At 73.6% G+C, this 25,193-nt stretch carries 23 protein-coding genes; 19 read left to right on the top strand and 4 right to left on the bottom strand.

Annotated features, from left to right (window positions below; translation table 11 throughout):
- Nucleotides 1–37: 37 nt before the first annotated feature.
- The 5 genes from rhaS to AB0L89_RS29215 all read left to right on the top strand — a co-directional run bounded on the left by rhaS (nucleotide 38) and on the right by AB0L89_RS29215 (nucleotide 5,418).
- Nucleotides 38–1,135 (top strand): rhamnose ABC transporter substrate-binding protein, encoded by a 1,098-nt coding sequence (gene rhaS / locus AB0L89_RS29235; protein ID WP_365147168.1) that lies wholly within the window; start codon nucleotides 38–40, stop codon nucleotides 1,133–1,135.
- A gap of 65 nt (nucleotides 1,136–1,200) precedes the next feature.
- Nucleotides 1,201–2,214: a LacI family DNA-binding transcriptional regulator gene (locus AB0L89_RS29230; protein WP_365147165.1), complete on the top strand. Its 1,014-nt coding sequence runs from the start codon at nucleotides 1,201–1,203 to the stop codon at nucleotides 2,212–2,214.
- A 116-nt stretch (nucleotides 2,215–2,330) separates the two neighbouring features.
- Nucleotides 2,331–3,632 carry an alpha/beta fold hydrolase gene (locus AB0L89_RS29225; RefSeq protein ID WP_365147162.1) on the top strand — a complete coding sequence of 434 codons (1,302 nt, stop codon included), beginning with the start codon at nucleotides 2,331–2,333 and terminating at the stop codon, nucleotides 3,630–3,632.
- A 56-nt stretch (nucleotides 3,633–3,688) separates the two neighbouring features.
- A complete protein-coding gene (locus AB0L89_RS29220) occupies nucleotides 3,689–4,447 on the top strand; it encodes a PIG-L deacetylase family protein (RefSeq protein ID WP_365147159.1) in 759 nt (252 codons plus the stop codon).
- A gap of 137 nt (nucleotides 4,448–4,584) precedes the next feature.
- Nucleotides 4,585–5,418 carry an enoyl-CoA hydratase/isomerase family protein gene (locus AB0L89_RS29215; RefSeq protein ID WP_365147156.1) on the top strand — a complete coding sequence of 278 codons (834 nt, stop codon included), beginning with the start codon at nucleotides 4,585–4,587 and terminating at the stop codon, nucleotides 5,416–5,418.
- Nucleotides 5,419–5,474: 56 nt separating this feature from the next.
- On the opposite strand, the gene AB0L89_RS29210 is transcribed toward AB0L89_RS29215, so the two are convergent.
- Entirely contained in the window at nucleotides 5,475–6,416 is a 942-nt protein-coding gene (locus tag AB0L89_RS29210) for an SDR family oxidoreductase (RefSeq protein WP_365147153.1), read from the bottom strand.
- A 42-nt stretch (nucleotides 6,417–6,458) separates the two neighbouring features.
- On the opposite strand from AB0L89_RS29210, the gene AB0L89_RS29205 reads away from it, so the two are divergent.
- Nucleotides 6,459–7,130, top strand: a complete 672-nt coding sequence (locus tag AB0L89_RS29205; RefSeq protein WP_365147150.1) for a GNAT family N-acetyltransferase — start codon at nucleotides 6,459–6,461, stop codon at nucleotides 7,128–7,130.
- Between the two features lie 66 nt (nucleotides 7,131–7,196).
- Here AB0L89_RS29205 and AB0L89_RS29200 read toward each other — a convergent pair whose 3' ends face one another.
- Complete coding sequence (locus AB0L89_RS29200) at nucleotides 7,197–8,255, bottom strand: NAD(P)/FAD-dependent oxidoreductase (protein WP_365147147.1); 1,059 nt, start codon at nucleotides 8,253–8,255, stop codon at nucleotides 7,197–7,199.
- 91 nt (nucleotides 8,256–8,346) lie between these two features.
- Here AB0L89_RS29200 and AB0L89_RS29195 point away from each other — a divergent pair, with 91 nt between their 5' ends.
- From AB0L89_RS29195 to AB0L89_RS29180, 4 genes are all read left to right on the top strand, one after another.
- Nucleotides 8,347–8,961 (top strand): XRE family transcriptional regulator, encoded by a 615-nt coding sequence (locus AB0L89_RS29195; protein ID WP_365147144.1) that lies wholly within the window; start codon nucleotides 8,347–8,349, stop codon nucleotides 8,959–8,961.
- 112 nt (nucleotides 8,962–9,073) lie between these two features.
- Nucleotides 9,074–10,042: an NADPH:quinone oxidoreductase family protein gene (locus AB0L89_RS29190; RefSeq protein ID WP_365147141.1), complete on the top strand. Its 969-nt coding sequence runs from the start codon at nucleotides 9,074–9,076 to the stop codon at nucleotides 10,040–10,042.
- Nucleotides 10,039–11,220: an acyl-CoA dehydrogenase family protein gene (locus AB0L89_RS29185; protein WP_365147138.1), complete on the top strand. Its 1,182-nt coding sequence runs from the start codon at nucleotides 10,039–10,041 to the stop codon at nucleotides 11,218–11,220. The genes AB0L89_RS29190 and AB0L89_RS29185 overlap by 4 nt, the downstream gene beginning before the upstream one ends.
- Nucleotides 11,217–12,317 (top strand): acyl-CoA dehydrogenase family protein, encoded by a 1,101-nt coding sequence (locus tag AB0L89_RS29180; protein ID WP_365147135.1) that lies wholly within the window; start codon nucleotides 11,217–11,219, stop codon nucleotides 12,315–12,317. The genes AB0L89_RS29185 and AB0L89_RS29180 overlap by 4 nt, the downstream gene beginning before the upstream one ends.
- A 70-nt stretch (nucleotides 12,318–12,387) precedes the next feature.
- On the opposite strand, the gene AB0L89_RS29175 is transcribed toward AB0L89_RS29180, so the two are convergent.
- Nucleotides 12,388–13,557: a DUF4157 domain-containing protein gene (locus tag AB0L89_RS29175; RefSeq protein ID WP_365147264.1), complete on the bottom strand. Its 1,170-nt coding sequence runs from the start codon at nucleotides 13,555–13,557 to the stop codon at nucleotides 12,388–12,390.
- A gap of 372 nt (nucleotides 13,558–13,929) precedes the next feature.
- Between AB0L89_RS29175 and AB0L89_RS29170 the strand changes: the two genes are divergently transcribed.
- From AB0L89_RS29170 to AB0L89_RS29150, 5 genes are all read left to right on the top strand, one after another.
- Complete coding sequence (locus AB0L89_RS29170; RefSeq protein ID WP_365147132.1) at nucleotides 13,930–15,522, top strand: ABC transporter substrate-binding protein; 1,593 nt, start codon at nucleotides 13,930–13,932, stop codon at nucleotides 15,520–15,522.
- A gap of 59 nt (nucleotides 15,523–15,581) precedes the next feature.
- Nucleotides 15,582–16,547, top strand: coding sequence for an ABC transporter permease (locus AB0L89_RS29165; protein WP_365147129.1), 966 nt, complete (start codon nucleotides 15,582–15,584; stop codon nucleotides 16,545–16,547).
- Entirely contained in the window at nucleotides 16,540–17,415 is an 876-nt protein-coding gene (locus tag AB0L89_RS29160; protein WP_365147126.1) for an ABC transporter permease, read from the top strand. The genes AB0L89_RS29165 and AB0L89_RS29160 overlap by 8 nt, the downstream gene beginning before the upstream one ends.
- A 68-nt stretch (nucleotides 17,416–17,483) precedes the next feature.
- Complete coding sequence (locus tag AB0L89_RS29155; protein ID WP_365147261.1) at nucleotides 17,484–18,395, top strand: ABC transporter ATP-binding protein; 912 nt, start codon at nucleotides 17,484–17,486, stop codon at nucleotides 18,393–18,395.
- On the top strand, nucleotides 18,388–19,044 hold the full coding sequence (locus AB0L89_RS29150; RefSeq protein WP_365147123.1) for an ATP-binding cassette domain-containing protein: 657 nt from the start codon (nucleotides 18,388–18,390) through the stop codon (nucleotides 19,042–19,044). The genes AB0L89_RS29155 and AB0L89_RS29150 overlap by 8 nt, the downstream gene beginning before the upstream one ends.
- Here the strand turns inward: AB0L89_RS29150 and AB0L89_RS29145 are convergent.
- Nucleotides 19,041–19,832: a DeoR/GlpR family DNA-binding transcription regulator gene (locus AB0L89_RS29145; RefSeq protein WP_365147121.1), complete on the bottom strand. Its 792-nt coding sequence runs from the start codon at nucleotides 19,830–19,832 to the stop codon at nucleotides 19,041–19,043. The two genes, AB0L89_RS29150 and AB0L89_RS29145, sit on opposite strands and share 4 nt — an antisense overlap.
- A gap of 241 nt (nucleotides 19,833–20,073) precedes the next feature.
- Between AB0L89_RS29145 and AB0L89_RS29140 the strand changes: the two genes are divergently transcribed.
- The 4 genes from AB0L89_RS29140 to AB0L89_RS29125 are packed head-to-tail and all read left to right on the top strand — an operon-like array spanning nucleotide 20,074 to nucleotide 25,184.
- Entirely contained in the window at nucleotides 20,074–21,435 is a 1,362-nt protein-coding gene (locus AB0L89_RS29140) for an MFS transporter (RefSeq protein WP_365147118.1), read from the top strand.
- A 2-nt stretch (nucleotides 21,436–21,437) separates the two neighbouring features.
- Entirely contained in the window at nucleotides 21,438–23,039 is a 1,602-nt protein-coding gene (locus AB0L89_RS29135; RefSeq protein ID WP_365147115.1) for an FGGY-family carbohydrate kinase, read from the top strand.
- Nucleotides 23,032–24,564 (top strand): FGGY family carbohydrate kinase, encoded by a 1,533-nt coding sequence (locus AB0L89_RS29130; protein WP_365147112.1) that lies wholly within the window; start codon nucleotides 23,032–23,034, stop codon nucleotides 24,562–24,564. The genes AB0L89_RS29135 and AB0L89_RS29130 overlap by 8 nt, the downstream gene beginning before the upstream one ends.
- The gene (locus AB0L89_RS29125; protein ID WP_365147109.1) at nucleotides 24,561–25,184 is read left to right on the top strand and encodes a histidine phosphatase family protein; all 624 of its coding nucleotides are present in this window, start codon (nucleotides 24,561–24,563) and stop codon (nucleotides 25,182–25,184) included. Before AB0L89_RS29130 ends, AB0L89_RS29125 begins: the two co-directional genes overlap by 4 nt.
- Nucleotides 25,185–25,193 lie beyond the last annotated feature (9 nt).

The following is a 25,193-nucleotide window of genomic DNA, read 5'->3' as shown; positions in this document are numbered from 1 at the left end:
CCGTACACCACGCCCCCGCCTCCGAAAGGGACCCACCATGTCCGCAACCGCCCGCCGCACGCGCGCCCCACGCCGCGTCTGCGCCGTCCTCGCCGCCGTCACCTCGCTCGCGCTCGCCGCCACGGCCTGCGGGGGCACCACCAAGGACTCCGCGCAGAGCGACGACGACGCCAGGTCCACCCACGCCAAGGCCGACCCGGACGCCGCCACCAAGAAGGGCCTGACCGTCGCGTTCCTGCCCAAGCAGGTCAACAACCCGTACTTCACCGTCGCCGACAAGGGCGGCGAGAAGGCGGTGCGGGAACTCGGGTCGACCTACAAGGAGACGGGACCCAACAGCGCCACCGACACCAGTGGGCAGGTCAGTTACGTCAACACGCTCACTCAGCAGCAGGTCGACGCCATGGCCGTGTCCGCGCAGGACCCCGGCGCGCTGTGCACCGCGCTCAAGCAGGCCATGAAGAACGGCGTCAAGGTCGTCACCTACGACTCCGACACCCGGCCCGCCTGCCGGCACGTCTTCGTCTCCCAGGCCAGTGCCGAGTCCCTCGGCCGCAGCCAGGTGCGGCTCCTCGGCGAACAGCTCGGCTACCAGGGCGAGATAGCGATCCTCTCCGCCGCGCAGACCGCGACGAACCAGAACACCTGGATCGGCTACATGAAGGACGAGCTGAAGAAGCCCGAGTACAAGAACATGAAGCTCGTGAAGACCGCCTACGGCAACGACGACGCGCAGGCGTCCTTCCAGCAGACCCAGGGCCTCCTCCAGGAGCACCCCCGGCTCGCCGGGATCATCTCGCCGACCACGGTCGGCATCAAGGCGGCCGCCCAGTACCTGTCGGGCTCCAAGTACAAGGGCAAGGTCAAGCTGACCGGCCTCGGCACCCCCAACGACATGCGCCAGTATGTGAAGAACGGCACCGTCGAGGGCTTCGAACTGTGGGACCCCGCCAAGCTCGGCGCGCTCGCGGCGCACACCGCCGTCGCGCTGTCCTCCGGGCAGATCACCGGCAAGAAGGGCGAGCGGTTCGAGGCGGGGGACCTCGGCGCCTTCACGATCGGCGAGGACGGTGTCGTCGACCTCGGGGAGCCCACGGTGTTCGACAAGAAGAACGTCGACGAGTACCGGTTCTGAACTCTCAGTAGGCTGGTCCGTACGGCCGGGAGCGGCCGCAGCGCAGGATGGAGCACCCAGAACGCATGGTCGGCATCAAGGACGTGGCGAAGCACGCCGGGGTCTCGGTGGGCACCGTGTCGAACGTGATCAACCGCCCGGACACGGTCTCCGAGGAGACCCGCGACCGGGTGCGGGCGGTCATCGACCGGCTCGGCTACGTGCGCAGCGAGTCGGCGCGCCAACTGCGCGCGGGGCGCAGCCGCATCATGGCGCTGCTCGTCCTCGACATGGGCAACCCCTTCTTCGTGGACGTCGCGCGCGGTGCCGAACGGGCCGCGCGCGAGGCCGGGCTGCGCGTCATGGTGTGCAACAGCGGACAGAGCCCCTCCGAAGAGGCCGAGTACCTCGCGCTCTTCGCCGAGCAGCGGGTGCGCGGCGTCCTGCTGACGCCCGCCGAGGCGACCGGACGGAACATCGACGCCTTCCGTAGGCACGACATTCCGTTCGTCCTCGTCGACCGGGTCGCCGAGGGCGCCACCGAGTGCTCCGTCTCCGTGGACGACGTGATGGGCGGCGCGCTCGCCGTCCGGCACCTCGTGGACGCCGGACACCGTGCTCTCGCGTACGTCAGCGGGCCGCCCGGACTCAACCAGGTCAAGGACCGCCGCGAGGGCGCGCTCCAGGTGCTCGCCGAGGCGGGCCTCGGGGCGTCGGCGCTGCGCGAGCTGCCGACCGAGCGTCTCGACGTGGCCGCGGGCCGCGACGCGGGCGCCCGCATCCTCGGCCTCGCGGAGCGGCCCACCGCCGTCTTCTGCGCCAACGACCTGCTCGCGCTCGGCGTGCTCCAGGCGATGTATGCCGCCGGGGTGCGGGTGCCCGAGGACGTGGCCATCGTCGGCTACGACGACATCGAGTTCGCGGCCGCCGCCGTCGTGCCGCTCACCTCGGTGCGCCAGCCCGCCGTCACCATGGGCGCGATGGCGGCCGAACTCCTCCTGGAGGAGACGGAGGCGCGGGACGCCGGCGCGCACGAACACCGCCGTGTGGTCCTCGTCCCCGAGCTGGTGGTGCGGCGCTCCAGCCTGGCGGCGCGCTGACGGGGCGGCGCCCGGACCACCGGCGTGGCGGGCACGGCGGCCCCACCGGCGCCCCGCCCGGCGGGTGTGCTGGACTGGGCAGGGAAGATCCGCACGCGAACCGCCCGGGAGCAGCTTTGACCGCCACGTACCGCCAGCCAGGAGTCGTCTTCACCGACCGCCGCTTCGACGTGCCGCTCGACCACGACGATCCGGCGGGGGAGCGGATCGAGGTCTTCGCCCGCGAGGCGGTGTCGGCCTCCCGCGGCGGCGCCGAACTGCCCTGGCTGGTCTATCTCCAGGGCGGCCCCGGCCTCGCCGCCACCCGCTTCAACGGCGCCGAGTCCTGGCTCGCCCGCGCCCTGCGGGACTTCCGCGTCCTCCTCCTCGACCAGCGCGGCACCGGCGGCTCCACGCCCGCCAACCGCCAGACCCTTCCGCTGCGCGGCGGCCCCCGCGAACAGGCCGACTACCTCGCCCACTTCCGCGCCGACTCCATCGTCCGCGACTGCGAGGCGATCCGCCCCCGGGTGACGGGCGGCGCACCCTGGACCGTGCTCGGCCAGAGCTTCGGCGGATTCTGCGCCACGCACTACCTGTCGGCGGCGCCCGAGGGCCTGGACACCGCGCTGATCACCGGCGGCCTGCCCACGCTCGACGGCCACGCGGACGACGTCTACCGCGCCGCCTATCCGCGCATGGAGCGCAAGACCGCCGCGCACTACGCGCGCTACCCGCAGGACGTCGAGCGGGCCCGCCGCATCGCCGAGTACCTCGCCGAGCACGAACCCGTCCTGCCGGGCGGCTACCGCCTGACCGTCCCGGCCTTCCAGTCGCTCGGCATGCTGCTCGGCATGGGCGACGGCAGCCACCAGCTGCACTACCTCCTGGAGGACGCCTTCGTGCGGACGCCCTCGGGCAGTGCGCTCTCCGACGCGTTCCAGGAGAGCGTCGCCACCGAGCTCTCGCACGCGGGCCGTCCGCTCTTCGCCGTCCTGCACGAGTCGATCTACGGCCAGGGCGAGCGGCCCACCGCCTGGTCGGCCGAGCGGGTCCGCGGCGAGTTCCCGCAGTTCGACGCGGACAAGGCCCTCGCGGGCGACGCCCCGGTGCTGTTCACCGGGGAGGCCGTGCAGCGCTGGATGTTCGACAGCGACCCGGCGCTGCGCCCGCTGCGCGAGACCGCGGACCTGCTGGCCGAGCGCACGGACTGGCCGCGCCTGTACGACACGGAGCGCCTCGCGGCGAACGAGGTGCCGGTGGCCGCGGCGATCTACCACGACGACATGTACGTCGACACGGAGCACGCCCTGCGGACCGCCCGCGCCATCCGGGGCCTGCGCACCTGGATCACCGACGAGTTCGAGCACAACGGCCTGCGGGTGGGCGGGCCGCGTGTGCTGGACCGGCTGCTGGCGCTGACGCGCGGCGAGGCCTGACGGCGGGCCTCGCCGGACGACGGCCGTTGTCGGACCCCGGCGCTAGTCTGGGGATCATGACCGAGCCGCAGCACGTCCCCGCCGCCGACCAGCTCACCCCGATGCCCGAGGACTGGCGGCGTGCGCTGGCCGTCGTCGCGCACCCCGACGACCTGGAGTACGGGTGCGCGGCGGCCGTCGCGGGCTGGACGGACGGCGGCCGTGAGGTCGCGTATCTCCTGGCGAGCCGCGGCGAGGCGGGCATCGACACGATCGACCCCGCCACCTGCGGGCCGCTGCGCGAGCGGGAGCAGCGGGCCAGCGCGGCCGTCGTCGGCGTCGACACCGTCGAGTTCCTCGACCACAAGGACGGCGTGATCGAGTACGGCACGGCGCTGCGCCGCGACATCGCCGCCGCGATCCGCAGGCACCGCCCCGAGCTCGTCATCACGCTCAACCACCGCGACACCTGGGGCGGCGTCGCGTGGAACACCCCCGACCACGTGGCGGTCGGCCGCGCCACGCTGGACGCCGCGGCGGACGCGGGCAACCGCTGGATCTTCCCCGAACTGATCGAGGAACAGGGCCTGGAGCCGTGGAACGGCGTGCGGTGGGTCGCCGTCGCCGGTTCGTCGACGCCCACCCACGCGGCGGACGCGACGGCGGGCCTGGACCGCTCGGTGGCCTCCCTCCTCGAACACCGCACGTACATCGAGGCGTTGACGGACGAGGACCCGGAGAAGTACTGCCGCGACTTCCTCACGGGCAACGCCCGCGCGCTTGCCTCGCGCTTCGGCGGGAAGCCGGCGGTGGGCTTCGAGGTCTTCGGCCGGTAGGCACCGGTCGCCGGTCGCCGGTCGCCGGTCGCCGAGTGCCGAGTGTCGGTTGCGGACTGCCGGCGCGCGTCTTCTGTCGGCAGGTCCATGCCCTTAACCTGACGGGTCATCAGGACCGTCGGTGCAGGGGAGCGCGGATGATCGACACCATCGGCACGGACATCCCGGAGGGCGAGGAGCGGCTGCGCCTCGACGTCGAGGACGGGCTCGGCATCCTCACCCTCTGCCGCCCGCGCAAGCTGAACGCGTGGAGCTGGGAATCGACCCGGCAGCTCGGCCTGTTCGCCGACCGGATCCGCTTCGACGACTCCATCAGGGCGGTGCTGCTGCGCGCCGAGGGCCGGGCGTTCTGCGCGGGCATCGACATCACGGCGCCGGGCGGCGCGATCGAGGGCCGCTCCGGCAGTGAGCGCACCCGCAACTACTACGAGGCCCTGCGCTGGGTCCACGAGCGCTTCCGCGTCTTCGCGGGGCTCCCGCAGCCCGTGGTCGCGGCCGTGCAGGGGTACTGCCTCGGCTTCGGCTTCGAGCTGGCGCTCATGGCGGACGTGCGGATCGCGGCGGACGACGCGGTGTTCGCGCTGCCCGAGGCGCGGCTCGGGGTCGCCGTGGACGCGGGCGGTGATCTGCGCATCGCGCGCGAGGCGGGCGCGGGGTGGGCGAAGCTGCTCGCGCTCACCGGCCGCCGCATCGACGCGGCCACCGCCGAGCGGCTCCGGCTGCTCCAACAGGTCGTGCCGGGCGACGAGTTGGCGAAGACGTCGCGCGCCGTCGCGGCCGAGATCGCGGCGAACGCGCCGCTGGCCGCGCAGGGCATCAAGCGCGGCATCGACGCGTACGCCGACGCGGGGCTGGCGGGGGCGCTTGACCGGGTGGCGATGAACGCGGCGATCACGCTCACGTCGGAGGACTCGCGCGAGGGGTACGGGGCGAAGGGGGAGGGGCGGGCGCCGGCCTTCGAGGGCAAGTAGGGCCGAGGGCGATGTGCCCGGCCCGGCGCCTGTGGGCGTGAACCCGCCCCGCCCCCTCAGGGCGTGAACCCGCCCCGCCCCAACTGCTCGCGCACGGTCGTCACCGGGGGACTCACCACCGCGCGCCGCTGCCAGTTCGCGCCGTCCACCACCAGGGTGTGGCCCGTGATGAAGCGGGCGTAGGGGGAGGCCAGGAACGTGGCGGCCCAGCCCAGTTCGCGGGGCAGGCCGACCCGCAGGGCGGGCTGCCGGGCGGCCTTGTCGTCGGCCCGGTCGAGGTTCTCGCGGATGTCCGCCGTCATGTCGTCGTGCGGCATCAGACCCGGCACGAGTCCGTTGACCTGGACGCCGTACGGCCCCCACTCCACCGCCAGCGTCTCCACCAGGCTCTTCACCCCGGCCTTCGCCGCCGCGCTGTGCGCGAACCCGGGACCGCCCGTCCAGGCGTACGACGCCCCCACGTCGATGACCGAACCCGGGGTCCCGGCGGCCAGATGGCGGCGGCCGAACTCCCGCGTCACCAGGAACGTGCCGGTGAGCGTGATGTCCACGACCGCACGCCAGGCGCCGGGCGACATGTCCTCCGCGGGGACGGGGAAGTTGGCGGCCGCGTTGTTCACGAGGACGCCCGGCAGACCGTACGCGTCCTGCGCCGCGTCGAAGACCTCCGCGACGCGGTCGGCGTCCCTGATGTCGCACGTCAGGGCCGTCACCCGCCCGCCCAGCGCCGCCAGTTCGTCCCGCGCCGCCTTGAGGCGGTTCTCCTTGCGGCTCGCGATCACCAGATCGGCGCCGAGCCGCGCGAATTCCGCCGCGATCGCCTTCCCGAGACCGGTGCCGCCCCCGGTGACCAGGACGACGGCCCCGTCGTACGTCCCGGGCGGCAGCGCGGTCGCGCCGGACGGGGGAGGCGCGGGCAGGCCCGGCGGCGGTCCGCCGGGGCCGGGGGACCGGTGGGCGTGCGGGGCTGCGTCGTCGCTCGTGCGCGCGTCCGTCATGCGCGCATCGATACCGCGTACGGGACGAAACCTCCATGCCCGGTGGCCGACTCCGTCGAAGCGGCCGATCCCGGCGATCTCGTCGCCCCGCCCGTCCGGCACCTGTGGCACGATGCCGCGATGATCTCCGACGTGCCCGTACCGCCGGTCGTTCCCGCAGGCCGCCTCGCGCGTGGACCCCAGCCGGTACTCGCTCTGCCCTGCGGGCTCGAACTGCGTCCCTGGTGCCGGGACGACGCCGGGGCCCTGGTGGCCGCCGGGCGTGATCCGGGCATCAGCCGGTGGAACCTGCTGCCCGCGGAGTCCCCGGACGAGGCGGCCCGGCGGATCGAGCGCATGCACGAGCGACGGCGGGCCGAGACGAGCGTCATCTGGGCCGTCGCACGGCCCGGCGGCGGTGCGGCCGTCGGCCTCGCCGGATGGGGCGACGTCGATCTCCACGGCGGCAGCGCCGAGCTCGTGTACTGGCTGCTGCCTGCGGCGCGTGGCGCAGGGGTCGCCGTCGAGGCCGTACGGCGGCTCACCGCCTGGGCCTTCGACGACCTCGGCCTGCACCGGCTGCGGCTCTGTCACTCCGTGGCCAACCCGGCGTCCTGCCGGGTGGCGGCCAAGGCGGGATACGCGCTGGAGGGCACGATGCGGGGTGCGCTGCTGCATGCGGACGGGTGGCACGACCAGCACCTGCACGCGGTGGTCAGGGGTGATGCCGTGTGACGGTCGACGGGCTGCCGCCTCCCTCGGCTCGCCGGGCGCGCGGTTCCCCGCGCCCCTTGCGGGTGCTCAGCTCGCCAGGCCGTGGATCCGGGCGCCCGCCGTCGTCCGTGACACCGCCGCCTCCGCCTCCGGCGTGAAGACTCCCGCCCGGCGCCGGGCCGCCTCCGCCTCGATGTCCTTCATCCGGAGCTCGGCGTTGATCACCGTGCCGGCCCGGTAGCCCGCGCCCGCCGCGTTGATCACCTGCTCCATGGGGCCCGCCGCGTTGCCCACCGCCCAGACGCCGGGGACGGTCGTGCGGAAGGTCTCGTCCACCACCGGGTACGGACCGACCGGGGTCTCCCTGAACTCCGCGCCCAGCGCGCTCAGGAGGCCGTCCCGCAGCACCGGCTTCGAGGCGACGAACAGCACCGAGCGCGGGAACACCCGGCCGTCGGCGAGCCGGACGCCCGTCAGGCCGTCCGCCCCGGCCTCCACGCCCGCGACCTCGCCCTCCACCACCTGGACCCCGGCCGCCGCGAGCCGTTCCCACTCCGCGTCCGGCAGGTCCCGCACGGTGTGCAGGAACAGCGTCACGTCCTTGGACCACTGGGTGACGAGCAGCGCCTGGTGGCTGGTGAAGGGCTCCGGGGCGAGCACGCCGAACGCCTCGTCCCGCACCTCCCAGCCGTGGCAGTAGGGGCAGTGCAGCACGTCGCGGCCCCAGCGCTCGGCGACGCCCGGCACGTCGGGCAGCTCGTCCACGACGCCCGTGGCCAGGACCACCCGGCGGGCGTGCACGGCCCCGCCGTCCGCGAGGCCGACCGCGAACTCGCCGTCGGCGTCGGGGGAGACGGCCGTCACGCGGTCGCGCACGACCTCCACGTCGTACCGCTCCAGCTCCCGGCGCCCCTCGCCGAGGAACTCCGCGGGCGGCATGCCGTCGCGCGACAGATAGCCCTGCATGTGCGCCGCGGGCGCGTTGCGCGGCTCGCCCGCGTCGACCACCAGGACCCGCCGCCGGGAGCGGCCGAGCACGAGGGCCGCGCTCAGGCCCGCCGCGCCCCCGCCGACGACCACCACGTCGTACGCCTGGTTCGTCTCGTTCTCCATCGTGTGCTCCCTCGGGTCCGCGTGACGGGTCATGGTGACCACCTCCCTTCCGACCATGCCCCCGCCACTGCGAAAACGACAAGCTCGTTTGCCGATAGTGCAAAAGGTGCGCCATAGTGGAGGCATGAGCGAAGAGACGGAAGCGCCGGAAGAGATGGAGCAGGTCCTCACCGAGGTGGGTCCCCGGCTGCGCCGTATCCGCAAGGAGCGCGGCGCCACCCTCGCGGGTCTGTCCGCCGCCACCGGCATCTCGGTCAGCACCCTGTCCCGCCTGGAGTCCGGCCACCGCAAGCCCAGCCTCGAACTGCTGCTGCCGATCGCGCGCGCCCACCAGGTCCCCCTGGACGAGCTGGTCGGCGCCCCGCCGGTGGGCGACCCGCGCGTGCGGGCCAAGCCGATCGTCCGGCACGGCCGCACCATGCTGCCCCTGACCCGTCAGCCCGGCGGCCTCCAGGCGTACAAGGTGATCGAGCCCGCCCGCACCGCACCGGCCCCTGACCCGCAGACGCACGAGGGGTACGAGTGGCTGTACGTGCTCTCCGGAAGGCTGCGCCTGATCCTCGGCGACCACGACGTGGTGCTCGGGCCGGGGGAGGCCGCGGAGTTCGACACCCGGGTGCCGCACTGGTTCGGGGCCACGACCGAGGGCGGCGCGGAGTTCATCAGCCTGTTCGGGCCGCAGGGCGAGCGGATGCACGTACGTGCACGGCCCACCCGCAAGGGGAAGGGTGACGACTGAGCGCCGGATCACGGGTGGGTACGGGACTGGTGCCGGGACGGTTCCCCTGGGGGTAAGCGACCGCTTAGTATGCGGTCGAGCACGGTCGACGACAGCCCCGTGGAGGCCCCGCATGCAGGCATGGCAAGTGCACGAGAACGGCGAGCCGGGCGAGGTGATGCGCCTGGCCGAGGTGGAGAGGCCCGTCCCCGGCGAGGGGCAGGTGCTGCTGAAGGTCCGCGCCGCGAACATCAACTTCCCGGACGCGCTGCTCTGCCGCGGCCAGTACCAGATCAGGCCCCCGCTGCCGTTCACGCCGGGCGTGGAGATCTGCGGCGAGATCGAGGACGGCCGCCGCGTGATCGCCAACCCCGCGCTGCCGTACGGCGGCTTCGCCGAGTACGCCGTCGCGGACGCCGCCGCCCTGCTGCCCGCGCCCGAGGCGCTGGACGACGCGGAGGCCGCCGCGCTGCACATCGGCTACCAGACCGGATGGTTCGGACTGCACCGCCGCGCGCACCTCCAGGAGGGCGAGACCCTGCTGGTGCACGCCGCCGCGGGCGGTGTCGGCAGCGCCGCGGTCCAGCTCGGCAGGGCGGCGGGCGCCAGGGTCATCGGCGTCGTCGGCGGCGCGGACAAGGCGAAGGTCGCGCGCGAGCTGGGCTGCGACCTCGTCCTGGACCGGCGCGAGGACGACATCGTCGCCGCCGTGAAGGAGGCCACCGGCGGTCGCGGGGCCGACGTGATCTACGACCCCGTGGGCGGCGACGCCTACGCCAAGTCCGCGAAGTGCGTGGCCTTCGAGGGCCGCATCCTCGTCGTCGGCTTCGCCAGCGGCGCGATCCCCTCGCCCGCGCTCAATCACGCCCTCGTGAAGAACTACTCGATCGTGGGCCTGCACTGGGGCCTCTACAACACCAAGGACCCGCGGGCCATCGCCCGCTGCCACGAGGAGCTGACCGCGCTCGCCGCCAAGGGCGCCGTCAGGCCACTGGTGAGCGAGCGCGTGCCGCTGGCCGACGCCGCGGCCGCCGTGCAGCGCGTCGCCGACGGCATCACGACCGGCCGCGTGGCCGTCCTGCCGCACGGAGGTGCCGCATGACGGACGCCGCCGAACTGCGCCGCCGCACCAGGGAGTTCCTGGCCGCGCACGAGCCCGCGGCCACGGACCGCCTGGACTTCCTCAGGGCCCGCTTCGACGCGGGCCTTGCCTGGGTGCACTACCCCGAGGGCCTCGGCGGGCTCGGCGCGCCGCGCTCCCTGCAGGCCGTCGTGGACGCCGAGCTGGAGGCCGCGGGCGCGCCCGACAACGACCCGCGCCGCATCGGCATCGGCCTCGGCATGGCCGCCCCGACCGTGCTCGGCTTCGGCACCGACGAGCAGAAGAGCCGCTTCCTGCGCCCGCTGTGGACCGGCGAGGAAGTGTGGTGCCAGCTCTTCAGCGAGCCCGGCGCGGGATCCGACCTCGCCGCGCTCGGCACCCGCGCCGTGCGGGACGGCGACCACTGGGTGGTCAACGGCCAGAAGGTGTGGACCTCCAGCGCCCACACCGCCCGCTGGGCCATCCTCATCGCCCGCACCGACCCGGAGCGGCCCAAGCACCGCGGCATCACGTACTTCGTGTGCGACATGACCGACCCGGGCGTCGAGGTGCGGCCGCTGCGCCAGATCACCGGCGAGGCCGAGTTCAACGAGGTCTTCCTCACCGACGTGCGCATTCCCGACGCGCACCGCCTCGGCGAGGTCGGCGACGGCTGGAAGGTCGCCCAGACCACGCTCATGAACGAGCGCGTCTCCATCGGCGGCATGCGCATCCCGCGCGAGGGCGGCATGATCGGCCCGGTCGCCGAGGCCTGGCGGGAGCGTCCCGAGCTGCGCACCCACGACCTCCACCAGCGCCTCCTGAAGCTCTGGGTCGAGGCCGAGGTCGCCCGGCTCACCGGCGAACGGCTGCGCCAGCAGATGGTCGCGGGCCAGCCGGGCCCCGAGGGCTCCGGCATGAAGCTCGGCTTCGCCCGCCTCAACCAGGAGATCAGCGGCCTGGAGGTGGAACTCCTCGGCGAGGAGGGCCTGGTGTACGACGACTGGACGATGCGGCGGCCCGAACTGGTCGACTTCGTGGGCCGCGACGCCGGCTACCGCTATCTGCGCTCCAAGGGCAACAGCATCGAGGGCGGCACCAGCGAAGTGCTCCTGAACATCGTCGCCGAGCGCGTCCTCGGCCTGCCCGCCGAGCCGCGCACCGACAAGGACGTCGCCTGGAAGGACCTCGCGCGATGAGTGACCTGCTGTACTCCGAAGAGGAAGAGGCGCTGCGCTCGGCCGTGCGGGCCCTGCTCGCCGACCGGTGCGACGCCGCCGCGGTGCTCGCGCGCGCCGAGACCGACGAGCCGCACGACCGCGCACTGTGGAAGGCGCTCACCGACGGCATGGGCCTCGCGGGACTGCTCGTGCCCGAGGAGCTCGGCGGCCAGGGCGCCACGCACCGCGAAGCGGCCGTCGTCCTGGAGGAGTTGGGCCGTGCTGTCGCGCCCGTGCCCTACCTGACCAGCGCGGTCGTCGCGACGGAGACGCTGCTGGCCTGCGTTCCTGGCGAGGGGAACGAGGCCGCCGAGCTGCTCGGGGCGCTCGCCGCCGGGCGCACGGTCGCCGCGCTCGCGGTGGGTCTCGCGCTCGCTCCGGGCGCCGCCTTCCCGGGCGTACGCGAGGAAGCGGGCGCCCTGCACGGGGAGTTGACCGGCATCGCGGACGCGGACGGCGCCGATGTGCTGCTCGTCCCCGCCGACGGCACGCTCTACGCGGTCGACACGGCGCGGGACGGCGTCACCGTCACCCCGCGGACCTCCCTCGACCTCACCCGGCGCCTCGCCACGGTCACCTTCGAGGGGGCACCCGCGCGTGTCCTGACGCGGGACGCCGAGGCGGCCGTACGACGCGGTCTGCGCGCCGGCGCCGCGCTGCTGGCCTCCGAGCAACTCGGCCTCGCCGACTGGTGCCTGACGGAGACGGTCCGCCACACCAAGGAACGTCACCAGTTCAACCGCCCCGTCGGCTCCTTCCAGGCGCTCAAGCACCGGCTCGCCCAGCTCTGGCTGGAGGTCGTCAACACCCGTGCCGCGGCCCGCGCCGCCGCCGACGCGCTCGCCACCAGGAGCGCCGACGCCGACGTGGCCGCCGCCCTCGCGCAGGCCTACGCCGCGCCCGTCGCGGTGCACGCGGCCGAGGAGGCGCTCCAGCTGCACGGCGGCATCGGCATGACCTGGGAGCACCCCGTCCACCTCTACCTGAAGCGGGCCAAGGCCGACTCGATCGCGTACGGCACGGCGGGCCGGCACCGCGAGGCGCTGGCGGAGCTGGTGGACCTCAGGGCCCCGTGACGTGACGCCTGCCGTCCCCGCCTGAACCGGCGTTCGCCGGTTCGGGCGGGCGGTGCTTTTGGGGCGGTGGCTACACCGGGAAGGAGTTGTCACCCGCCCAGGTGATCGTGACCTTCTCCGGCGAGAGGCCGTGGATGACCGCGCGGCCCGCGTCCCGCGCGAACCGCTGCGCGATGGCCGCGGTGTCCCCGGCCGGGAAGCGGTCGTTGAGGGCGGCGACGATCCGGTCGGCGGGGATGCCGACCGCCCGGGCGAGGTTGTCCGTGTTCCCGGGCCGGTTGTTCCAGCCCTCCGACGCGTTGCCCGGACCGACGTGGACGGAGTCCTGGGCGGTGAGGATGGAGGCGCCCGCGTCCTCGATGCGGTTCTGGCCGTCCATCGGCCGTGCCGTCAGGTGGAAGTGCGAGCCGGTGATCGTCACCTTCGAGTCGTCCCTGTTGCCCGTCTCGTTGCCGAGCGTGAGCATCACGTTGAGGTGCACGGCGAGCTGGGCGCTCGTGCCCTCATGGGTGACCGTGAACGCGATGGGCCGGGAGATGAGGTTCTTGCCGCCGTTGTTGCGGCACTCGGGGCCGAACAGGAAGCCGCCGAGCTCACGGCGCGGGCTGTCCCCGTCGTTTCCGCGGCCGACGATGATGTCCAGGATCCGGCTGCCGCTGCTGGCCCGCCAGTTGGGGTCGCCGGCCCGCTGCACGGCGGTCGCGCCCGCGACGGCGGGAGCGCGCTGCACCTGCCCCGGGGCTTCTTCAACCGAGCGCTGCACGTCCGCGGCCGGGGCCTCGGGTGCCGGACCGGCCAGCACCCGGTGGGCGTTGGCCTCCGCTTCGCGCTCGAACCGGTCGGAGGGGTCGGAGACCTTGAGACCGGAGCCGTTGTCGGTGCCCGCGACCGGGCCCTGGCGCTGCTGGATGACGTGGGTCAGTTCATGGGCGAGGGTGTGCCGGTCGTTGCCGCCGTCGCCGATGACCACGTGGCTGCCGGAGGTGTAGGCGCGGGCACCGACCTCGGCGGCCGAGGACTTCGCTGCGCTGTCGTCGTGGATGCGCACATCGGAGAAGTCCGCGCCGAGGCGGGCCTCCATGTCGGTGCGGGTGCCCTCGTCCAGGGGGCGTCCGCCGCCGCGCAGCACGTCGTGGACGGCGGAGCGCTGCACGGCGGGCTGCTCGGCCGCCTGGTGTCCGCACCCGGCGCCGTGCCGGTGCTGCTCCTGCGCGGCGGAGTGTCCGTTCCGGCGGAGCATCTGCACGACGGCGGCGTTGCCCGCGCTCGACTGGAGGGCGAGCAGCCCCTGGTGGGGCGCTCCGGTGTCCGCGTCGGCCTTGCGCACGGTGGTGTGCCCGCTCTTCGGGCCGTGCTGCTTGGTGTTGTCGTGCTCGTGCAAGGTGCCTCTTCCCACGCGGACGTGACGTCATCCTCATGCATACGCGCCACGCCGTCGCGGAACCAGGGCCCTGAGGGCAGAGTGGGCTGCCCGAACGGGCACCCTCGCGGGGGCGCATTTGATGTGGCATGCACGTACCGCGTGCGGGCTGCGCGTTTTACCCACTCCTTACGTAAGGCATAATTGCGAACCGTTCGCAATAACCATTGATCTTCTGTAGGGGTGTGGAGCATGAGGGCCCGATCGATACGGGGCACAGGCGCGGTGGCGACGGCGGCCGCGATAGCGGTCGCCGCCTCCGCCTGCTCGGCGCCGGGCGACGGCGACGGCGGCGGTGCGAAGGACTCGGCGGTCGTCGGCATCGCCTACGAGCCCGAGACCCTCAGCCCGCTCCTCGGCTACGGCAAGGACGGCAACTCGAAGATCTTCGACGGGCTGCTCACGCACGACGCAGACATGAAGCTCAAGCCCGCCCTCGCGGCCGAGCTGCCCAAGGTCACCGACGACGGCAGGACCTACACGTTCAAGCTCCGCAAGGGCGTCAAGTTCAGCGACGGCAAGCCCTTCTCGGCCAAGGACGTCGTCTTCACGTACGAGACCATCCTCGACAAGAAGACCAACAACGCTTCCAAGACGGAGCTGGACGCCGTCAAGAGCGTCGAGGCCAAGGGCGACGACGCCGTCGTCTTCCACCTGAAGTACCCCTACGCGCCGTTCGCCGAGCGCACCGTGCTGCCCATCGCCCCCGAGCACGTCGCGGGCAAGCAGGACGTGAACACCGGCGACTTCACCACGAAGCCGGTCGGCACGGGCCCCTACGAGCTCGTGAAGTGGTCCAAGGGCGAGAAGCTGACCTTCAAGGCCAACCCCGGCTACTGGGGCGGCGCGCCGAAGATCAAGAACTTCACGATGGCGATCATCAAGGACGACGACATCCGCGCCACCCGGCTCGACGCCGGTGAGCTCGACGGCGCGATCCTGCCGCCCAACCTCGCCGAGAAGTACAAGAACGACGACGGCAAGAAGACGTACGCCGCCAAGACCTTCGACTACCGCGTCGTGACCCTGCCGACCGGCAACAAGGTCGCCGGTGACACCGACATCCGCAAGGCCCTCGACGTCGGCGTGAACCGCAAGGCCATGGTCGACTCGATCCTGGACGGCGCGGGCAAGGAGGCCTACGGGCCGGTCCCGACCGACAGCCCGTGGTTCACCCAGGGCACCGAGCGCGAGTTCGACGCCGCCAAGGCCAAGAAGATCCTCGACGACGCCGGGTGGAAGCCGGGCGGCGACGGCATCCGCGAGAAGGACGGCGTCAAGGCCGCCTTCCCGCTCTGGTACCTCACCGGCGACAAGCTCCGCCAGGACCACGCCCTCGCCTACGCCTCCGACGCCAAGAAGCTCGGCATCAAGGTCGAGGTGCAGTCGGGCACGTGGGAGGTCATCGAGCCGCGCATGCCCAAGGACGCGGTCCTCGCCGGCGGCGGCTCCCCGGCCGACCCGGACTTCGACCAGTACACGCTCCTGAAGTCCTCGCTCGCCGGCGACGGCTTCAACAATATGGCGCACTACAAGAACGACAAGGTCGACAAGGCCCTGGAGGACGCCCGCAAGAGCGGCGACCGGGCCGAGCGCCAGAAGGCGTACGACACCATCCAGCGCGAACTGGTGAAGGACCCCGGCTACACCTTCCTCACCCACATCGACCACCTCTACGTCGTCGACAAGCGCTTCGGCGACCTGTCCACGCAGGTCGAGCCGCACGACCACGGCCTGGCCTCCGGCCCGTGGTGGAACGTCGAGGACTGGCAGCCGAAGAAGTGACATCGGCGACCTCCGAGGTCCCGCGGAAGGCGGCGGCGCGCCGTCTTCCGTGGGGGCCGATGGGACGCCTCGTGGGACGGCGGGCGCTGTTCGCCGTCCCCGTGCTGCTGGTCGTCACCTTCGGCGTCTTCGCCATCGCCGCCGCCTCGCCGTTCGACCCCGTCAAGGCGTACGCGGGCACGGCGGGGCTCACCGCGTCCCAGGAGAACCTCGACCAGCTGCGCGCCAACCTCGGCGTCGACAAGCCGCTGGTCGGCCAGTGGTGGGACTGGCTCACCTCGGCCCTCACCGGTGACCTGGGGACCTCCAGCACGCTGCGCCGGCCGGTCGCCGACGCCATCGGCGAGCGCATCGGCTGGTCGGTGCTGCTCGCCGCCACCGCGTTCCTCGTCGCGATCCTGGTCGGCACCGCCCTCGGCGTGCTCGCCGCGCGCCGCCCCGGCGGCTGGCTCGACCGCGCCGTGACCTCGCTCGCGTACACGCTGGAGGCGGCGCCGCCGTTCTGGCTCGGCCTCCTCGCCGTCTGGCTGTTCGCGCTCAAGCTGGGCGTGCTGCCCTCGGGCGGCCTCACCGACACCGCCAGCTCCACCGTGACGGCCGGACAGGTCGCGAGCCACCTCGTGCTGCCCGCGGGCGTCCTCGCGGTCTCGCAGCTGCCCTGGTTCGTGCTGTACGTGCGCCAGGGCGTCGGCGACGCGCTGGGCGACGACCCCGTGCGCGGCGCCCGCGCACGGGGCCTCGCCGAGCGGACCGTCCTGCTCGGCCACGCCCTGCGCTCCGGCATGCTGCCCGTGCTCACGCTCATCGGCTCGCGCGTGCCCGAACTCATCACCGGGGCACTGCTCGTGGAGACCGTCTTCAGCTGGCCCGGCATCGCGGCGGCCACCGTCCAGGCCGCCACCTCCGTGGACTTCCCGCTGCTCGCCGCCCTGACCGCGCTCGCCACCGCCGCGGTGCTCCTGGGCAACCTCGTGGCCGACCTGCTGTACGGCCTCGCCGATCCGAGGGTGGGTTTCGATGGCTGACCTCGCATGGCGCGCCCAGGGCGGCGCGCGTCGCGCACACCGCTCCACGCGTGCGTGGAAGGTGCGTTCCTCCGCGGTGATCGTCGCCGCGGTCGTCCTCGCCGTCCTCGTCGTACCGCCGCTCGTGAACCTCGACGAACAGGCCGTCGACCTGGCCCAGAAGCTGCGGCCGCCGTCGCTCGCGCACCCCTTCGGGACCGACGACGTCGGTCGTGACCTGCTGCTCCGCTGCGTCTACGGCCTGCGCGTCTCGCTCCTCGTGGGCGTCGTCGCGGCCGTCGTCGCGACCGTCATCGGCACGGCCGTGGGCGCCCTCGCGGCGGCCTCCGGGGGCTGGGTGGACCGGATCGTGATGCGGCTCGTGGACGTCTTCTCGTCCGTGCCGCACCTGCTGCTCGGCATCTTCATCGTCGCGATGTTCCGGCCCGGAGTCTGGCCGGTCGTCGTGTCCGTGGCCCTCACGCACTGGCTGTCCACGGCCCGCATCGTGCGCGCCGAGGTCCTCTCCCTGCGCTCGCGGCCCTATGTCGACGCGGCGATCTCCGGCGGCGCGTCACGGCTGCGCGTGACGGTGCGGCACCTGCTGCCCGGCGTCCTGCCGCAGGCCGGGCTCGCCGCCGTCCTGATGGTGCCGCACGCCATCTGGCACGAGTCCGCGCTGTCCTTCCTCGGCCTTGGACTCCCCACCCACCAGGCCAGCCTCGGCACGCTCGTGCAGAGTTCGCGCGGCACGCTCCTCGCGGGCGACTGGTGGCCGACGCTGTTCCCCGGCCTCTTCATCATCGTGCCCACCCTGGCGATCGCGGGCCTCGCGGGCGCCTGGCGGGAACGGATCAATCCCCGGCGCCGATCGGAGCTCATGCTGTGACGGTCACCGAGTCCGCCGTGGCGGCGGCCCCCGTCCTGTCCGTACGGGGTCTTTCCGTACGGTTCCGCATGCGTGGCGGCGCCCACGTCGCCGCCGTCACCGACGCCACCTTCGACCTCGCGGCGGGGGAGTGCCTCGCCCTGGTCGGCGAGAGCGGCTGCGGCAAGTCCGTGCTCGCCTCCGCGCTGCTCGGCCTGCTCCCGCAGAACGCCGAGACGGCCGGGTCCGCGCTCCTGGGCGACACCGACCTGCTGACCGCCGACGAGCGTACGCTGGCCCGCACCGTGCGGGGACGGCGCGTCGGCCTCGTACCGCAGAGTCCCGCCGCCCATCTGACCCCCGTGCGGACCGTGCGCTCCCAGCTGGAGGAGACCCTCCGCGAACTCGCGGACGTACCGAGGCCCCGGCTGCGGGCAGCGGCCGAGGCGGCCGCCGAACGCGCCGCCTTCCCCCTCGGCCACCTCGACCGCCATCCGCACGAACTCTCCGGCGGCCTGGCCCAGCGCGCCGCCACCGCGCTCGCCCTCATCGGCGACGCGCCGCTCCTGCTCGCCGACGAGCCCACCACGGGCCTGGACCGCGACCTCGTGGACCGCACCGTCGACGAGCTGCGCCGGCACGTCGGCACGGACCGCGCGCTCCTCCTGATCACCCACGACCTGGCCGCCGCCGAGCGGATCGCCGACCGCGTCGCCGTGATGTACGCGAGCCGCGTCGTCGAACTCGCCGACGCCACCGACTTCTTCGGCACGCCAGGGCCCCGCCACCCCTACGCCCGCGGGCTGCTCGACGCCCTGCCGGAGCGGGCCTTCAAGCCCGTGCCCGGCATGCCGCCCGAGCTGTCCGCGCTCCCCGAGGGCTGCGCGTTCGCGGCGCGCTGCGACCGGGCCGACGCGGCGTGCGGCGCCGTGCCCGCGCTCACCGGCGGGACCGCCTGCCACCACCCCCACGCGGACGTGCTGGAGGCGCCCCGTGCTTGAACTGCGCGGCATCATCGCCGGATACGACCGGCGCGCTCCCGTCGTGCGGGGCGTCGACCTCACCGTCGAGCCCGGCGAGTCGGTCGGGCTGCTCGGGCCCAGCGGCTGCGGCAAGTCCACGCTGGCGCGGGTCGCGGCGCTGCTGCACCGGCCCGACGCCGGGCAGGTCGTCGTCGACGGCGAGCCCGCGGGAGGCTGGCGCCATCGGGCGCCGCGTGCGCAGCGGACCGCCTTCGGCGTCGTCTTCCAGCAGCCCCGGCTGTCGGCGGATCCCCGGCTGTCCCTGGCCGATCTGATCGCCGAGCCGCTGCGGGCGGTGGGGCGGGGCGCCGATGTCTCCGCCGAGCTGCCGGAGCTGGCGACCCGCGTCGGCCTCGGCGCCGACCTCATGGGGCGCCGCCCGCACGAGGTCAGCGACGGGCAGTTGCAGCGGGCCTGCCTGGCGCGTGCGCTGGTGCTGCGGCCGCGGTGGCTCATCTGCGACGAGATGACGGCGATGCTGGACGCCTCGACGACGGCGGCGTTGGTCCACGTCGTGGAGGAGTACCGGAGCGAGTCGGGGGCCGGGCTGCTGGCCGTCGGGCACGATCGGGTGCTGCTGGAGCGGTGGTGCGACCGGACGGTGGGCTGGGAGGAGCTGGCCGCCTAGGCGCCCCGCGCCACCACCCGCACCTCCGTCCCACCCCGGCGTATCGCCCGGACCTCCTCCGCCGCCAGCCCGTCGTCCACCACCAGCAGGTCGAAGTCCGACAGCGGCGCCAGCGCGTACAGGCCGTCGCGGGTGAACTTCGTGTGGTCGGCGAGCAGCACCCGGCGCGTGGCCGCCGCCATCATCGCCCTCTTGACCTGCACCGTCTCCGGTGACGTGTGATAGCAGCGGCCCCGCGTCACGGCCGTCGTCGACATGAACAGCACGTCCGCGCGGAATGCCTCGACGCTGTCGGCCGTGTGCAGGCCCATGAACGCGTCGTACGCAGGGAAGTAGCTGCCCCCGAGCGCGATCAGCGAGACGCCGGGCTCCTTGGCGAGCGCCGTGATCGCGGGCAGCGAGTTGGTGATGACCGTCAGCGGGGTGCGCTCGGTCAGCAGCCGCGTCAGATGCAGACACGTCGTGCTGTCGTCGAGCAGCACCGTCTGCCCCGGCACGAGATCCCGCGCGGCGGCCCGTGCGAGCTGCTGCTTCGTCTGCGCCATCGTCGACATGCGCTCGGCGACGCTGCCGTGGAACTGCGCGGACGGCAGACCCGTCGCCCCGCCCCGCACCTTGCGCAGCCACCCCTGCGACTGGAGGAAGTCCAGATCGCGGTGGACCGTCATCAGGCTGACGCCGAACTCCTCGGCGAGGTCGGCCGCGCGCACGAAGCCGTGCGCGACCACCGACTCGCGGATGGCGCCGCGCCGCGCCTCCCGCACGTCCGCCCGGTCCGCCGTCGCCATGCCGCTCTCCCCGCCTGCCGCACCATGTGAAATCTCCGAGTGATGATCTCATGGATTTCACACACCGACCGGCCGGGGGCCGGGCCGTGGCGCTGCTGGGAGCGGGGGACGGAAGTCCTCCTCACACGGCGGAAGTCCCTCGTCGCGGGAGATGCCGGGAGACGATTGACGTGGGTTTTCGGCCACTTGTTAGCTCGTTCCTGCCAGCACACGTCGCCGTCATCGCCGCAGGGGAGCTTCAATGACGAACACCCCGAGTTCCGTTTTCACACGACTCGGCATTCCACCCGCCCTCTCCTGGGGATATCTGGGGCTCCTGATCTTCATGACCGGCGTCGGCATCGAGGCCGGCTACCTCGCGCCGTACCTGGAGAGCCTCGGGATCGAGGCCTCCGCCGTCGCGATGGTCTTCACCGTGTACGGCATCACGGGCGCCGTCGCCGCCTGGTTCGCGGGGGCGCTCTCCGACCTGTGGGGGCCGCGCCGCGTGATGTGGCTCGGGCTCATCGCCTTCGTCGTCACCCACGTCTTCTTCCTGACGGTGGCGATCCCCGGCAAGGCGTACCCGCTGCTGCTCCTCGGCTACGGCCTGCGCGGCCTGGCCTTCCCGCTCTTCGCGTACGCCTTCCTCGTCTGGATCGCGGCGGTCGCCCCGCAGCGGCAGATGGGCAGCGCGATGGGGTGGTTCTGGTCGGCGTTCTCCGCCGGACTCCCCACGCTCGGCTCCCTCACCGCCAGCCTGCTGATCCCGCACATCGGGGAACTCGGCACCCTGTGGGCCGCGCTCGGCGTGGTCGTCGTCGGCGGGCTCGTGCCGCTCCTGCTCATCCGCGAGCGGCGCGGCTCGGGACGGCTCGCACCGCCCGGGGAGAGCCCGGTGGCGGGACTCGTCGGCAGCGTGACGATCCTCTACCGCGAACCGCGGGTGGGCGCGGGCGCGGCGGTGCGGATGCTCAACACCGCCTCGCAGTTCGGCTTCCTGGTGATGCTGCCCACCTGGTTCGTCAGCGAGATCGGGCTCTCGAACGCGCAGTGGCTGCGGCTGCTCGCCCTGATGTTCGCCACCAACATCGTCACCAACCTCCTGTTCGGGATGGTCGGCGACCGGCTCGGCTGGCGCACCACCGTCGCCTGGTTCGGCGGCGTGGGCTGCACGCTCTCCACGCTCGTCCTCTACTACGTCCCGTCCGCGGCCGGCGCGCAGTACGCCCTGTGCGTCCTGGTCGCCGTCCTCTACGGCGCCACGCTCTCCGGATACGTCCCGCTCTCCGCGCTCATGACCGCCATCGCCCCTGCCCACAAGGGCCAGGCCATGGCCGCCCTGAACCTCGGCGCGGGCGCCTCCACCTTCGTCGGGCCCCTCGTGGTCGGCCTGTTCCTCGGGCCGCTGGGCGTGGACGGCGTGGTGTGGATCTTCGCCGGGTGCCACGCGGCGAGCGCGCTGCTCACGCTCTTCCTGAAGACCACCGCCCCGGACCCCGGTCGTTCCGGGCCCGGGACGGCTATCCCCGAGGACGACTCCGCGGTACTCCTGCCACAGCCGCTTCCCGCCCCCGCCGCAGGCGACGGACTCGTCGCCGCGCCCGCCCCGAAGGGACTGTGACCATGTCCGTACTCGCCATCGACGTCGGCACCACGATGATCAAGTCGGTCGTCTTCGACGACCAGGGCAACGAACTGGCCGTCTCCCGGCTCGCCACCGAGGTGCACCGCCGTCACCCCGGCTGGGCCGAGCAGGACATGGACACCGTGTGGAACGCCGTCGTCTACACCGTCCGCAACGCCCTGTCCGAGGTCACCGACCCCGTCTGGCTGGTGACCTTCACCGCGCAGGGCGACGGCGCCTGGCTCGTGGACGCCGCGGGCCGCCCCACCGGACCCGCCGTCCTCTGGTCCGACGGCCGGGCCGGCGACATCCTCACCCGCTGGGAGCGCGCGGGCGTCCTCGCCGAGTCCTACCGCCGCAACGGCTCGCTGACCTGTAGCGGCATGCCCAACGCGATCTTCAGCTGGCTGGGCTCCCACGACCCGCAGCGCCTGGCGCGCTCGGCCGCCTCGCTGACCGCGGGCGGTTGGCTGTTCCTGCGCCTGACCGGGGTCACCGCCACCGACGAGTCCGACGCGTCGGCGCCCTTCCTCGACCACGCCACGGGCGACTACGACCCCGAGATCATCGCCCTGTTCGGCCTGACCTCCTACGCCCGCCTCCTCCCGAAGGTCCTCGGCGAGCACGAGCGCATCAGCGAGATCACCTCCGAGGCCGCGGCCCAGCTCGGGCTGCCCGCCGGACTGCCCGTCGTCATGGCGCCGTACGACATCGCCTCCACCGCCCGCGGCGCCGGCGTCGTCAACCCCGGCCAGGCGTGCGGCATCCTCGGCACCACGCTGTGCACGGAGATCGTCCGCAAGGACGTCGACACCGGCGGCGAGCCGTCCGGCATCAACATCGCCTACCGCGGCCGCGAGCGGATCCTGCGCGCCTTCCCCACGCTGAACGGAGCCGAGGTCCTGACCTGGGCCGCCCGCACCCTCCACGTCGAAGGGCCGCCGGAACTGGCCGAGCTGGCGTTCACGTCCGAGCCGGGCGCCCGCGGCCTGATGTTCCTGCCCTACCTCTCGCCCGCCGGCGAGCGGGCACCCTTCCTCGACCCGCGCGCCCGGGGCGCCTTCTGGGGGCTTTCCCTGGACCACACCCGGGCCGACCTGGCCCGCGCCGTCTTCGACGGCCTCTCCCTGGTCCTGCGGGACTCCCTCGTCGCCTCGCGCACGACGGTCACCGAGCTGCGGCTGTGCGGCGGCGGCGCCAACAGCGCCGAGTGGTGCGCGCTCATCGCGGACGCGACCGGCGTCCCCACGGCCCGCTCCGCCGACACCGAACTCGGCGCCAAGGGCGCCTTCCTCACCGGCCTCGTGCTCAGCGGCGCCGAGTCCAGCATGCACAGCGCCGCCGCCAAGTACGTGCGCATGCGGACGAGTTGGGAGCCCGACCCGGAGCGCTCCGCCTACTACGCCGGTCTGTACGAGTCGTTCCTGAACTGGCGGACGCTCGCGAGGGACGCGGGCTGGACCGCGGCCGGCACGCCCTCCGTCCCCGGCAGCCCTTCCGTCCCCGCCGCTCGTACGGCACCGGAACCCCGTACGTCACCCGACGCCCGTACAGCACAGGAACCCCCTACCGCACATGACCAAGGAGCCACCCGTGCCTGAGCAATCGCCCGCCACGGACCCCGTCTGGCTCGGCCTCGACCTCGGCACCCAGAGCGCCCGCTGCGTCGCCGTCGACGCCACCGGCCAGGTCCTCGCCGCCGCGTCGCGGCCGCTCACCAGCCACCGCGAGGGCCACCGCCACGAGCAGGACCCCGAGCAGTGGTGGACCGCGCTCGCCGACGCCTGCCGCGAGGCCCTCGCCGGCATCGACGCCGAGCGGATCCGCGGCCTCGCCCTCGACGGCACCTCCGGCACGATCCTGCTCGCCGACGCGCACGGCGCGCCCCTCACACCGGGCCTGATGTACGACGACGGGCGCGCCGCCGCGCAGGCCGCCCGCGTCAACGACGCGGGCGCCGCCGTCTGGCAGGAGCTCGGCTACCGCACCATGCAGCCGTCCTGGGCGCTGCCCAAGCTCCTCTGGCTCCTGGAGCACGAACCCGCGGCGGCCGGTACGGGGGTCCGGCTGCTGCACCAGCCCGACCTGATCACCTGGCGGCTCGCCGGGCACCAGGTGCCGAGCGACGCGAGCCACGCCCTGAAGACCGGCCACCACCTCGTCGAGGAGCGCTGGCCGCTGCGGGAGTTCGCCGAACTCGGCGTGCCCGAGGAGCTGTTGCCCCAGGTCGTACGCCCCGGCAGCGTCCTCGGCACGGTCTGCGCGGCCGCCGCCGCACGCACCGGCATCCCCGAAGGCACCACGATCGTCGCCGGCATGACCGACGGCTGCGCGGCCCAGATCGGCGCGGGCGCCCTCACCCCGGGCGCCTGGAACTCCGTGCTCGGCACCACCCTCGTCTTCAAGGGCATGAGCCCGCACCTGGTCCGCGACCCGGGCGGTGTCGTCTACTGCCACCGCGGCCCCGGCGACAGCTGGCTGCCCGGCGGCGCGTCCAGCAGCGGCGCGGGCGTCCTGAGCCGCGCGTTCCCGGACGCCGACCTCGACGGACTGACCGCGCTCGCCGCCCGCTCGGACTCCGACGCGGTGGCCTACCCCCTGGTGTCCACGGGCGGCGAACGCTTCCCCTTCCGCGCGCCCGACGCCCGGCCGTTCGTCCTCGGCGAGCCCGCCGACGACGCCGAGCGCTTCCACGCCCACCTCCTCGGCGTCGCCTGCGTCGAACGGCTCTGCTTCGACTACCTCGACCTGATCGGCGCCCCCGTCGACGGCCCGCTGACCCTCACCGGCGGCGGGGCGCGCAACCGCTACTGGAGCGGCCTGCGCGCCGACGTCCTCGGCCGGCCCGTGTGGATCCCCGAACAGGCCGAGGGTGCCCTCGGCATGGCGGTGCTCGCCGCCACCTGCGCGGGGGTGTCCGTCCAGGACGCCGCGGCCGCCATGGTCCGCATCGGCGAGGAGATCTTCCCCGACCCGGCGCGCACGGCGCGCTGGACCCCCGTCTACCTCGCCTTCGTCGACGCCCTCGCCGCACGGGGCTGGCTCGACCGGGCCGTCGCCGACCACGCACGGGAACGCGCCCGCCGCGCGCCCGGCACGCAGGACCACGAAAGGGCAGGACAGTGACCGACTTCATCCTCGTACGCCACGGGGAGACCGTCTGGCACGACGGCAACCGCTACGCGGGCCGCACCGATGTCGACCTCACCCCGCGCGGCCTGGCGCAGGCCGCCGCGCTCGGGGCGTGGGCCGAGGGGGAGCGGATCGACGCCGTGGTCAGCTCACCGCTCGGCCGCGCCCGGCGCACCGCGGAGCCCGCGGCGCAGGCCCTCGGTCTGGTCCCGCGCGTCGACGAACGGCTCCTGGAGGTCGACTTCGGGCGCGGCGAGGGCCTGACGCGCGACGAGATGCGCGAACGCTTCCCCGAGGCGCTCGCCGCCTTCCTGCGCGACCCGGTCGCCCACCACCTGCCCGGCGGCGAGGACCCGCGCGCGGCCGCCGTCCGGGCCAGCGCCGCCCTGTTCGACCTCGGCGACGAGTTCCCCGACGGACGCGTCCTCGTGGTGGCCCACTCCACCCTCGTCCGCCTCGTCCTCTGCCGTCAGCTGGGCATCCCGCTCGCCGACTACCGGCGGGTCTTCCCCGCGCTCCACAACGGCGCCCTCACCGAACTGCGGCTGCGCGAAGGCCGGATGTCGCTGCTGCGCCTGAACGCGCCGGCCGTCGCCCCCGTACCCGCCGCGTAACCCCCACCA

This window comes from Streptomyces sp. NPDC052114 (assembly GCF_040680155.1).
In the GTDB taxonomy this organism is placed as follows: Bacteria; Actinomycetota; Actinomycetes; order Streptomycetales; family Streptomycetaceae; genus Streptomyces.
Note: the sequence above shows the minus strand (reverse complement) of the source record. Positions and strands in the feature narration are given on the sequence as shown.